The sequence below is a fragment of the Acinetobacter chinensis genome (assembly GCF_002165375.2).
Taxonomy (GTDB): domain Bacteria; phylum Pseudomonadota; class Gammaproteobacteria; order Pseudomonadales; family Moraxellaceae; genus Acinetobacter; species Acinetobacter chinensis.
In genome coordinates, this window is record NZ_CP032133.1 from 1 (window position 1) to 12,943 (window position 12,943).

The following is a 12,943-nucleotide window of genomic DNA, read 5'->3' on the forward strand; positions in this document are numbered from 1 at the left end:
GTTCAATTTGGTTAAAGCGATGAATTAAATGACCGTCAATATCCGGTCAGCGCTAACAAAAGAAACGTAAGAGAAATGGGGATTTGAGATAATGAAATCTTCATGCTGAGTACCTGTAGTTTAGATTTTACTATCTACAACCATCTTTTTCCACGAGATGGAGGTAGACCAAACAGGGGTGGAAATACCGCACTACAGAAGACGGCCAGTCATCGACTGCCCTGCCTGGCCTACCATAATGGCAAGCTAAGCATAATAAGCACAAAAAAACCGCTTAAAGCAGTTTTAATGCTTCTGTAGTAATTTTCAGGTTTCCACGCCTGATTACAGATTTTACTGTAATGTAATTATCATATTTGTATCTTTTTCTTTGGTCAAACCAAATTAGACTTTTTTTAATCATTAATTCTATGAAAGGACCTCAATAAATTAAAATATTGAGCATTATTAAAACAAAAAATCAAATTCGCGGATTCCCAGGCCTTTGCTTGGCAAATCAGATTTTGACAAAGCAAAGGCCTGGGCCCCTTTTGAACCACTTATTAAGCTTAGGCTATTTTTAGAATATTTATGATTAGCAGTTTTAACTAAAGGCTAGAATAAGGAATTTTCATTTATGAGCATTAACTCATCAAAACAGATTAATTCAACTTAAATACAGTTTCTATCTTCAGCAATGTATAAAATTGATTAAAAATTATCAACATAATATGAAAAAACGTACTTTTTATTTGGTTAAAAAACCAAAAAAATCAACCCAAAATAGAGGGTTACATTATTTAAAACTGATTCTCCAATTAATTTAAAACAACACTCAATTTCATATTAAATCGCTTTTAATTTATTATTTTATTAACAACAAAAGGTATTATTTATATCAATAATATTTCAATTAATTTTAACGTAGCGTGATTATTGTCTTGCGTCTCAACAATGCTGTTTTTTAGGCTAAAAAACACTCAAAAAGCCTAAAACCCGGGGTTGGATTTTCACCCTTAATTACCCAGTTTTTGAGCGATAAAAACTCACTTTTCTGCAAAAATATGCTAAAAAAAACAAAGCTGTAAAATCAACAAAAATATCCATCTGATTTCAATGTGTTTTTTTTGATGAATTTCCGTTGATATCGTCAACCTCTGATAGAACCTCTAGGCACTCTTTCATCTTGTAAAAGACGCTTTGCAACAGCATCTTTTGAATAAAATTATTATCTTTTTTATTCCATATTTTATATTTTTTTATTTTCACCTCACCCTTTTTTACATTATTAAATTCACCCGGAATATATTCATCCCATTCAAAATTATCTAAATCTTTTGAATAAAGTTTATTGATAAAATCTAAGAATCTTTGATAGTCAATCAAGTCATTTTTAGATGATGCCTTAAAGTTCAAAATAGGACGATCTTTTTCAAGTGAAATTTTATTTTCTAAACAATCAAAAAAATGTTTAAGATCTTTCTGGGTTACATTTTTATTTAAGTTAAAAGGTTGCTCAATCTCATAGAGAGTAGACCATGTCACCATTTTATTCCAAGTAAAACCGATAAGATCCTCATGATTAGCATCATTTTTGACGTGACTTGTATAGAGAGAAAACGGCTGGCTGATCGATTGAATGAACTTCAATACTTCAGGATCGATCGTTGCTTTTTCTTTTTTTTCCCGCCACTTCCGGTATTCCTCTAAAAACGTTTCACGGTATAAAAATACGTCCTGTTGTTGAGGCTGCTTCTGCTTTTTCTTGCTCTTTAATGCAGCAGTTTGAGAATTATTTTCTGTGTGTGAATGAATCTTCTTCATCAATTTTAAAATATCTCTTTCATTCGACTGAAATTCAACTTTGAAATCGCGATGCATCAACTGACTATCGCCTAATAATGCCTTGATCAATTGAGGTGAATATTCACGGTTTGCTTGATAAAACATGTCAGCAATCAGGATATTCAGATGATGCAGATAATGTCTTGCAGTGATCCGAATGTCTTCATGCCCCATCAGATGCGCAAGTCGAGACCAGGCTTGGGCACTACGCGATGAAGCATCCTTCATACTGGGTAAAATGTGCTTTTTAAGCTTACGCCCAAACTCGGAATCATAGTCAGTAAAACAACGTACCAGTGCTATGCTGCCTTTTAAAAGGATAGCCAAATGTGAAGCGGTACTATGCCTGAAAGCGTGAAAGGTATATTGATGATCGTTTGTCCCTAATACAGTATTAAACAGCAACTGGGTAATTTTTGATAAATTTGTACTGGATAAAGGTTGTTCACCCAGCATAAAGAGCTGTTTGGTTTTTCTATTGCAGACTGCTGCAGTCGGTTTAGAGCCAGGTAACAGGTTTTGATAAAAGCGACAAAATCCTGTGAACTCGTCCGGTGCTAAGAAATGAACTAAATCAAACTGACGCGTGGCATTATCACTTTTCAGATCACGCTCAGAATTTAGACGAATCCTGAGGGTGAGATCATCAATATCACCCATTGTTTTTCTCATTTTATGGTCAGATCGATCGTCTTTCTGCTGATCTAAAGCGGATTCAAACACATAATAGAGCTGTCGATTGTCAGGATGTTTTCGTAACTGCGGAGATACAAAATCATCGATACAGATCCCGGCAGCTTCATCAATACGCAAGCCCAGTCTAAATGCCAATGTATAAACCCATTCTAGACAGGTTGCATCCTGCTCAGTCAGACCCAAAGCTTCTGGGTATCCTCTAAGAATCCGTATCATCAATTGAAACATCTGCGGACTAATGAGTCTGGTTTTTAAAAATAAACCGTCACTTTGACGTTCATATAAATATTGCACAATCGGTGCACGATGATTCTTGACTAAGTATTGGTGAAAAGCTTTCAGCCGATCAAAGGCATAACCCGAGGTATTGTATTTTTTATTGTTGTTGGTTTGGGCGGTCGTTTTATGATTTCTCTGATCATTCAGCAGTTTTTCTTCAACAATCGTGCGATACATTTCCTCAAACTGCTCTTCAGTGGCTGTATCTAGATTGATCTGCTGTTCTAGAATACAACAAAGTAGGTCAAGCACAAAACTACTATAGTAACGCTTGATCGTGGAGACTTTAATCGCTGCTTTCACATGATAAGCAAATTCGTTTTCTAACCACTGACACACGCGTAAATGTGCAATAGCCACTACATAATCTAGGTACTCGCCATTTCCAGCCTCATACGCAGATTTATAGTCCTCAGATTTTTGGATGCTTTCTTGGAGTTGATCCGCAAGCTGTTTGGGTTTGATATCCTGATGAAAAGATAAAAGCCAGGATTTCAGCTCATGACGTTGACCGGTTCGTCGATCATGAAATGTTTTGACTGTAACTGTAGGCATCTCCAAGTCTAAGAGTTGAGGCTTTTTTTCAAGATTTTTGATTCTAGCTTGAATAGTTTTCCAGCAATCGGGTTGATCATAGAGCTGTGTATACTGCTCATAGATTAAAGGCGAAGTGATGATCTGATTGTTCAGTACACTGGTACTTAACACATCCAGATTAGGAATCTCTTGCCACAAGACATAATCCATATGCTTAAAAATGGCAAAACCGGTCTTTTCCAAGCCTTTTAAAAATAGCTTCACGTGATTAAGCTGTGCAAATGGCTGATCCTCACGTGCTTTTCTAGAGTCCCCCTCCTCCGCCATATTCAGTACAATGTTTAAATGGATTTTAAGTTTTTCTAGCAGTAAGGCTTCAGGCTGATTCCCCGTTTCAATTTCACTCTGTTCTTTTTCCCAGTACAGCAATGGCGAAGTGCTTTGTAATACATACCCTTGCGGTCCATTGATTAGCTCCTGAATCCGTCGATAACATAGCATCGCAAAGGCATTGAAATAAATGTGTTGGGTTTGCCATAACTCCGCCTCTTCTTCGCCATCCTGACGATAGATGTTGCCATACTTTGTCGAGGGCAAGGTGTATGAAAAGACATAAGCCTTTTGAACCTTTTCGGCATCTGAATAGATCGGAAGCAAGCCACTATCTAGGTTCATATGAAAAATCGCATCATGAATGGCTATCAGTCGTTCAGGTTGCATGCATCCCTGATCAAAAATTAATGAAATACAAAGACATTCAAACAAGGTATTCACTAATTTTTGTTGCTCTTTAGCCGTAGAGTCTAAGAGGATACCTTGAGTTTGTTGTTTGAGATAATCCGCCCAATTCACATACAGTTTTTCTTTTACCTCGACGAGCATAGTACCCTGCTGTAACTTTCGTCCTGAAAAAACGTTGTCTAGACGTTTAGGTGTGTAGACTATCCAATCGGGCAACTTAATCTCATAGCTCTCGGCATAGGAAGGGTAATCCTTTTGCCACTGCTGGTTTTTCTCGTTACAAATCCGTTTCACTTGTTTAAAACAGAATTGAAGGTAATCTGCAGCATTGCCCTTAAATTTGGATATTTGGCAGAGCTGCTCTAAAACTGCTCTATAGAGAGTAAACTTGTCCAGAATTTGCTGATCAAGCCACTTAAAATCAATTTGAGCAAGGTCAGAATTTACATCTGTGTATGTAGCAGTGATCAGCTGAGAAATTTCCTTAAAAATGTCACCGATTTCTCTTTTAATGGCATTTTCTAATTGCGTAACAAGTGATGTATCAAGCACAAGATGGTCCTTTAAAGCACTTCAAGCTTTGCGATTTCTAGTTTGTTGAGCAAGCTTTTAACTTGTTGCTGAATGTCGTGTTTGTAGAGATAAGGGCTTAATCCAGAAATGTGACTGAATCCCATGCTCTGCTTATCATGGGTATATAGCGTATTGTGAATGTCACCACTCAGGGCGAGATGATTTTTAGTGAAATGCCTTGGCCAGTTTTTATAAATCTGTACAGTCTCTTTAAGGTAATTCGTGACAAAATCAGCAGACATGGGCTGTAACTCCAAATGCTCCACGACTTCAGCAAGATTCACCTGACCTTTTTGGGACTTGATCCGAGGATGTGAGATGACATAGAGCATAAAACCATCGTTTTCCAATTGCGCTTGCAAACTTTTTATCCCGAGTGATTCGATGGTTTTCGTCAGATATTTTCGATATGCATTGAAATGATCCTGCCAGTAGCCTGTAACAGGAACAGGACGTCCTACTTTTCGTGAATCAGTTTTTTTATCATGCACGTAAAGCAGTTGTGCCTTAGGATCATAATGTTTCAGTAACCCCGGCATGCCGACTATTGGACGCACCGTCAGGCAGATTAAGGAAAGATGCCACATCCAAATGCTGTAAGCATTCAGCTTCTCGATCAGATTCGCTTGAGTATTGGCTAATGTGTTTTTGACAAAATGATAAAGCTGATTAAAAAATTTACTCGCGGCCTCTACAGTCCAGCATCGCTGACTGCCGATACGTTCCTCACGATGAAAAATATGACCAGGGTGTTCATCCTCAATCCATGGTTCACCTTTTCTACGGTCTAATAGAACATTAATATAGCCTTGAAAATGCTGGTCGATTTGATCGATCTGACGCCCTTCATAGTTCCATTGCACGATATGACGGCTATCTCTGTTGGCCAGCAAGTGTGCGACCAGGTTATCATCCGTCTCCATATCCATATAAAAATAGATTTGCCGCTCTAACATACCACAGGTGATTTCGCCAATTGCATGCTCTTTAAAAATTTCCCGCAAAAAATTATTGTACTCAATCACACAAAATTCAGGTTCCTCTAAAGCCTCTAAACTGGTGATCCAGGGTGCTGGCATGCGCCATTCCAGGGTTAAGGCCCGATTATAACGCTGTGCTTTATCTTGCATGGCACCGGAATGATTGGCATTCAACTTAGGATCGATCACCCAATAATAATGGATGACTTTTTTGACTGATTTTTTTTTAATTCTACCAATATCAATCAAATACTTGATCTTTTGAAAGACCGTTGGACTCAGACCGGTCAAGAGACACATCAGACCACACACAGCTAAAGCCGATTGATATGCATCATTTCTCTTATTTTCTTGATAACACTTCTGCAATCGCTGATATACCTCAGTTAATAAACTGGGTTTCAGATAAAGCGGATTAGTTTTACAGGCTAAGTCACGTCGCTGAATTCTCTTAGCTTGCTTTTCGAGCTGTTTCTGTTTGTCATCAGAGAAACTCCCCTTCACCCGCTTGGCGATCTCATCCTGTTCAGGATCGACAAGATTGGCCTCTGTATCCTGTCCAGTATCCTCATTCTCTACATCCAACGATGATGTGCCTGAATCAGATTTATAGGTCATGCCCTTTTTAATATCGTTAATTAAAGCCTGAACATTAATTACTGTTGAATTTAATCTACTATTGGCAATCTCGTTGAAAACAATAATAAATTGTTGAATATAACGGCCAAGATTAAGCTGTTCAAAATCATTTTTTATTGTTTTACGCTCTAAAAGAATTTTTAACTCGTTGGCATCAAATTCATCCATAGCTTGGAGTTTGCGTGTAACTTTTTTATACAACAGTTTATTTTTCTCAGTATTCGATAACTGCTTTTGCAAAAGAAGTTTTAAATTATAAGATACTGTGTTGATTTTATTGTTGTTTTTACAATTATTTAGAATAACCTGTTTTTCATCCTTTTCATCCTTTTCATCCTTTTCATCCTTTTCATCCTTTTCATCCTTTTCATCCTTTTCATCCCTTGTAATCTGAGGCTCTAACAAGATGATTTCCTTCAGTATTTCACACAAGGCTGCAGTACAAAGATAGGAATAGATGAATACTGCTTTTTGTTGGTCGCTTAGTTCTCCTATAGATGCACTTTTAGCCCATTGCGTTAACCCTGCTAATAATTTCTGTTGTGTCACTATCCGATTATTTTTAATCACCACATGTATTTTGTGAGCAGCAGCATACAGTTCCTGTGCCTGCTGATCTTGCGCCAAGAGCTGAGTCAAAATTTGTTTTTTTACACTCAGGGGTTGATTGACCCATTCTTCCAATAGTTTAATTTGCTTGTCAGCTGACAATTCATCAGTTTGGCTCATAAAGCTACCATAATTTTTCAGGGTAAAAATTGATATTCAGGTTTCGTTCGAACTTGAGCTTCAAGTCTTTATTCAGGCCAAAGTATTTTTTATAAGTGTTTGCACTCAATTGAACACAACGCTGCGGATTTTTTCCCACCTTCATATACCGTGATAATGGCAAACCTAAGGTATCGGACAATTGAGTAAAAAAACATGTAAATAGAACAGCATGTACCTCTTTATGTTTGTGCTTTGGAACCTGTTCCAAATCTAAAGAAATTTTATGGATTAACCATTTTAGAATTTCAAATTCATCAACACCTTTATGGGATTTTTCACCCTTGTTAAGAATTCTTTTGATATAAGCATCCAGCTTGTTTTTAAGATTCAAGATAAAATGTCGAATAAAATCTGGTAAATCTAATATCAAAACTGCACTTAACTTGGTCAGGACTTCAAGTGATTTTTTTTGCATTTCCAATTTTTTTCTATCGTAACCATCTCAGCTGATACTGGCTGTATAAACTCAATACTGTTGAAATGGCTAATTTTTAAATTTACAACTTAGGCTCAACAGAATCTGTTAAGCCTAAAAAGGCAGATCATGAAGATAAAAATATTGTTGATTCTGATATGGATGAAATTTTAGATCCATCAGAAGATCAGTTACCGTTCTGGTAAGCATTTTTCCCTTTAACACTTTTTAATTCAATATGTATGATAAATAGCAGTACCCAATATTTAAAAAAATATTGGATACTCAATTATAAATTTCCACAGTGGAAATTTATAATTTTTATGGGTGGTCATCTAAACCGGCAAGAAATTCTTCTAACTTTTCAATCTTTTCTTGATTAAATTCAGCATTTAAACTGGTGCGAATATTTAGGACTGTTTTCCCATTGAGACTTTTCTCGATCTTAATCGAACCAAATTTAAGACCATTTTTATTTTTTAAGATCATTTTGTTTACTAGAGAGGCATTTTCGATGCTTTGATCTTGTTTTTTAGCTGTCTCTTGTACCGTTAGTGCTTTTTCTATTTGATAAATGAATTTTTTTGATGGACGATTTGTTTCTGTAAATTCATTTAGGTACTTTTTCCATATGGTTAACGTGGTATCTTCAACTAGTTGATGGTTAAACTTTAAAACCAGTTTATTTAATTCAGTTAACAATTGTTGTGCGGTTGCACCTGAAATCGCTTTGGGGTGGATTTTTAGATCTTCTTTTATATAGTTTGGCAGTTTATAAAAGCTCATTAATCTAAAGTATTTAGATTGATCTAATTGATATTTTTGAGTAATAAATTCTATATTTTGTATAGTATAACCAAACTCATCGCAGTGTTTTTGTATAGCATTGACTAATTCAAAATCACTAAGATTTGACCGATGTAAATTGTCAATCAATGAAATTAAAGCTGTCTTTTCTGTAGATTTATCATCTCGAATAATTGCACGAATAGTCTTATGTTTTAATACATCACGAACAGCTCGAAACCTTTTTTCTCCACCAACAAGCTCATATGTTTCTTCTTTTTTGATCACAACAATCGGATAAATTTGCCCATTCGTTTCAATACTTTTGGCAAGCTTTTCAACATCTTGTAAAACTTTGTCTGTAATAATGCGAGGTTGATGCTCTGAGAAGTCAATAAGCTCTATAGGTAGATCAACAATATTATTTTCAGTCGATGATACCAATGCAACTTTGCCTGTTCCTGCTGCATTAATAAATGCTTGTTCCATTTCAAAGGCATCATCAAAATCGACAATGAGTGGTTTTTTCGCCATTACAGGATCTCCACCAAAAATTCATTTAATTCATCTTTTGCTTTACTACTACCCATTTCTAATACTGATTTTCCTTCGATCATTGCATCGCGAAATTGTTTGCGATCACGCACAATGGTATTTAGTGTTTTCACAGACTTGACTTGTTGTAGCAACTCTAAAGCAGCATCAATTTCTGTAGATTTGGTATTGGTTGGTGCTTTATTTAAGACTACAAAAGTTTCTAATTTCTTATTTACTTGCTTAGCAGCATTTACCAATCTAAGCACAAATGGCAGCACTTCGATATCTGTTTGACTAGGTTGCGTTGGAATAATAAGAACATCTGCTATTAATAATGCTGAACGAAACTCAGCTGAATCACGTCCTGCAACATCCAATACAATATATTTATTATTATTTTTTAACTGTTGTAGTTCTTCTTTTAAATTATCTTTGAGCGAAATGGTTGTAATCGAGTCTTGTGTTCTACGTTTACTCCATTTTATAGAGGATTGTTGATCATCTCCATCTACAAGAATAGTCTGACCTTTTTTGCTCAGAGCAACAGCTAAATTGGTTGAGAGTGTGGTCTTTCCAACGCCACCTTTCTGATTGGCAATTACGTATATTGTCATGGATTAAATATATAAAAATTAAATTTATATTAGCATAATTTTAAAAATTAAAAAAATATTTTTAATTTTCCACAGTGGAAATTTAAAAAACTAAAAGCCTTTTTTTTCTTTTGTGTAGTCCCGGCATTTGATGGATCGGATCAATCTTAAAAAGTTCAGGTTCATCTATCCACTGTTTGCAGATGAATTCGTAGGGAGTCAGGCCCCTGAGTGTTTTGAGTCTGCGGTCGAAGTTGTATGTAGCAATAAAATCAGCAAGGTGAATGCATAGCTGAGTGTGATCGTCGTAAGGCTTTGTTGCACAAACCTATCTGTAAAGGGTTTTTCAGCGATATAATTTTCAAATGAAGAAGCCTACACACAAAATCTACCGCACAACCAATTGGCCCGCATATAACCGAGCACTCATGAGTCGCGGAAATATTGTCATTTGGTTTGATCCTGCTACGCAATGGTATGCTCCATCAAAAGGCAAACAAGGGCGAAATCAAACCTACTCCGACGCAGCTATCCAATGCTGCTTAATGATTAAATCCTTATTCCGTCTATCTTTACGTATGGTCACTGGCTTTGTGCAAAGTCTGATTAAACTTTGCGGATTAAATTGGACCGCACCAGATTACAGTACGCTTTGTAGAAGACAAAAGCATATTGATATTGCAATCAGCTACCAAAAAAGTAGCGATGGGCTGCATCTACTCGTAGACTCTACAGGCATGAAGTTTCTAGGTGAGGGCGAATGAAAACGCAAGAAACATGGAGCTGAATATCGTCGCCAATGGCGTAAACTACATATTGGTATAGATGCCAAAACCCTACAAATACGAGCAGTTCAGCTTACAACCAATAATGTCAGTGATTCACAGGTGCTTGGTGATTTACTTAATCAGATTCCACAAGATGAGCAGATTGACTCTGTTTATACCGATGGAGCTTATGACACCAAGCAATGCCGTGAGGTCATTGCAGATCGGCAAGCACATGCGGTGATTCCACCTAGAAAAAATGCGAAACCATGGAAAGATACAAAGAGTAGCTCGCTAGAGCGAAATGAATTACTTCGAACAGTTAAACGTTTAGGCAGGACACTATGGAAAAAATGGTCAGGCTATCATCGGCGAAGTTGGTTGAAACTAAGATGCATTGCATCAAATTATTAGGAGATAAACTCAGTGCAAGGAGTTTTGATAGCCAAGTGAATGAGATCCATGCACGTGTAGCAGTCCTTAACAGATTTACGGAATTAGGTCGACCACTTACCCAAGTTACGCCTTAAATTTGGCTCAATTAGGGGCGCTTTGCATTTCAAATCTTTGTGCAACAAAGCCAATTTAAACTAATTCTAACTGTTCGGCTTCTTCTGTAACTTCAATATCTTCAGCAGCAGAATTTTCAAATTCATCATTTAACCAACGCTGTAATAAACTACGCATTCTTGAGCTTGGTACATAAATATTGATTGGGTTACCTTCACGAATAGCAGAACGCCATATCCATTGGACCATCTCAGATAGAGCGAATACATCTTCCTTAACAGGGAATCCCTTCATAGCTGAAGCTTTAACAACCATTGGATTTGGATATAGGTTCATCAAGTAAGCTAAGTTGGTTTTGTCTTTGTATTCGTTAGTTGCCTTTGTATTGAAGGCTAACCATTCTTCTTTATAGCGTGATCCAGCAATTGCTGAATGTGCTTCTTTAAATGAAGTCCAAAGTCTATCTGACTTTTTCGCTTTAACATGGTTACGGAAATAGTTATCAAGATTTTTTGACAACTGCTCACATAAAGCTTTCTTATTTGATTTGAATTGGCTTGAACTCAATGCTGTAGTTTTAGTACCAATCTCATTAATAAACTTGTTATCTGAAATAGTGACTAAATGCTTAATTTGAGAAGGCTTGTTACCAAAACGGATCAGTTCATACTCAACGCCATACGATTTCAAATACGCTGACATTTGAGAGCCTTCAAACATATAAGTAGCAATCCAGACTTCTTTAAAAGATCTCAGTGTGTCGATACTCAATTCCCAAACAATCAGCTTCTGGTCCACATACAAGAGCTGACCGAGATCACACATTGTTGCTAGGTTTTCATATTTCGTACCCGTCGGGTCACCACCGTTATCACCATACTTTTCACGGTTGAAACGAAGAGTGACAGCATCATCATCAACATGAATCCAACCTAAACGGAAAAGAGCTTCTAACTCTGTAGATGAATGCTCTGTATATACATCATAGACTTGAATTGTTTCGTCAATAATCAGTACATAGTCTTTCGCATCATCCAACATATTTGGTGTTAGGTTCATAAAAAGCTGATGTGTACTGACTACGTTTTCTTTGTTCTTTAACAGGTATTGCAAGCTTTCAGCTTTATTTCCACCCTTATAGCTTGGATGCTTGAAACGTCTTTCCTTCAAAGGAGCATCATCTAAATATGCGTAATGAACGCTTGTATCGTCTTCTGTGGTAATTAAAGGACGTTTTAATACATCTTCAGGATCGTATGTTGTACCTGAAATACGATGGCATTCATCAAGTAATGGAGTGATGTAAAGAAAGTTCTGGTCTTTTTCTGCTGTTCTAATGTTTTCTATAATTTGAGTAGTCTTACCGCTACCCATCATTGCATCATAAACTTTAAACACTGTGCTTATTTTTCCTATTTGCACGTTTTATTATCCTCATTGCATATTGTTGTAATGGAAGACTGTTCTCCCCTCTTGAGACAGATTATATTACATCAAGACAGATAATGTCAATAACTTGTCTTGTGGATCTATTTTTGTCTTGAATTGCTTTATTTGTCTAGCTAAACACTTGTTTTGTTTTTAAATTTAAAACTGTGGATAAGTAAGACAGATTTCGGTCTTAATTGATCTTAGGTTTTATACGGCTTTCGCTGCAATTCGATACTCAAATTACAGTGAATTTATAAAGGAAAATTTAAAGGCTGTAGACAAAACCTTGTCTTAGACATTTTATAACTACTTGTTTTTAAAAATGAAAAAAGCAAAAACCTTAAAACAAAAATGTACGGATTCTAGGTACACATAAGCGCACACAGACATAGCACCTAAAGCCTATTTACTGACCGCCCTCTGTTCCTTCCATTACTGTAGCTATTGCATACAGTCGGTTGGTTGCTCAAACATTTACTTCAGCATAGCTTCGTTGTTACTCGCTATACTTCGTAAAGTTTCGAGCTGAGGTCCATTCTTTTATAACTCAATGTTTTCAACTGATTTTGAAGGAAGCTTAAAAAGTCTTATAAAATAAGGCTAGACAAAACCTTGTCTTGGGACTATCAAAAAAGTCAATCTTTTAGGGCTTTTTTTAACTTGAATCTTAAAGAAGAAATTATAAAAAAATACAGATAACTAATTAATAAATATTTAATTAATTTTTCAAATAAAGAAAAAGAATAGAGCGATATATCGAACTCCTTTCAGTCGTTCTCATATCTTCTTATAGAAAAATAGTTGTTCAACCTATAACAAGCTTCTTATTCATTTCCTTAACAGTCAATGAATAACAACCTTTAA

Annotated in this window: 6 protein-coding genes and 2 pseudogenes; 1 reads left to right on the plus strand and 7 read right to left on the minus strand. The window is 36.2% G+C overall.

Annotated elements, in window-relative coordinates; translation table 11 throughout:
* Nucleotides 1–1,092: 1,092 nt before the first annotated feature.
* From CDG60_RS00420 to CDG60_RS00445, 6 genes and pseudogenes are all read right to left on the minus strand, one after another.
* Entirely contained in the window at nt 1,093–4,629 is a 3,537-nt protein-coding gene (locus CDG60_RS00420) for a hypothetical protein (protein WP_020753590.1), read from the minus strand.
* Nucleotides 4,630–4,640: 11 nt separating this feature from the next.
* Entirely contained in the window at nt 4,641–6,998 is a 2,358-nt protein-coding gene (locus CDG60_RS00425; RefSeq protein ID WP_087513995.1) for a hypothetical protein, read from the minus strand.
* A 4-nt stretch (nt 6,999–7,002) separates the two neighbouring features.
* Nucleotides 7,003–7,455: a hypothetical protein gene (locus tag CDG60_RS00430; protein ID WP_031974804.1), complete on the minus strand. Its 453-nt coding sequence runs from the start codon at nt 7,453–7,455 to the stop codon at nt 7,003–7,005.
* 321 nt (nt 7,456–7,776) lie between these two features.
* A complete protein-coding gene (locus tag CDG60_RS00435) occupies nt 7,777–8,775 on the minus strand; it encodes a ParB/RepB/Spo0J family partition protein (RefSeq protein ID WP_001085468.1) in 999 nt (332 codons plus the stop codon).
* Nucleotides 8,775–9,392, minus strand: coding sequence for an AAA family ATPase (locus tag CDG60_RS00440; protein ID WP_000158575.1), 618 nt, complete (start codon nt 9,390–9,392; stop codon nt 8,775–8,777). The genes CDG60_RS00435 and CDG60_RS00440 overlap by 1 nt, the downstream gene beginning before the upstream one ends.
* A gap of 82 nt (nt 9,393–9,474) precedes the next feature.
* Nucleotides 9,475–9,681: pseudogene (locus CDG60_RS00445) on the minus strand (hypothetical protein); the annotation flags it as partial.
* Nucleotides 9,682–9,736: 55 nt separating this feature from the next.
* Between CDG60_RS00445 and CDG60_RS00450 the strand changes: the two are divergent.
* Nucleotides 9,737–10,668, plus strand: a pseudogene (locus CDG60_RS00450) (IS5 family transposase).
* Nucleotides 10,669–10,723: 55 nt separating this feature from the next.
* Here the strand turns inward: CDG60_RS00450 and CDG60_RS00455 are convergent.
* Nucleotides 10,724–12,070, minus strand: a complete 1,347-nt coding sequence (locus tag CDG60_RS00455) for a YonV C-terminus-related protein (protein WP_020753597.1) — start codon at nt 12,068–12,070, stop codon at nt 10,724–10,726.
* Nucleotides 12,071–12,943 lie beyond the last annotated feature (873 nt).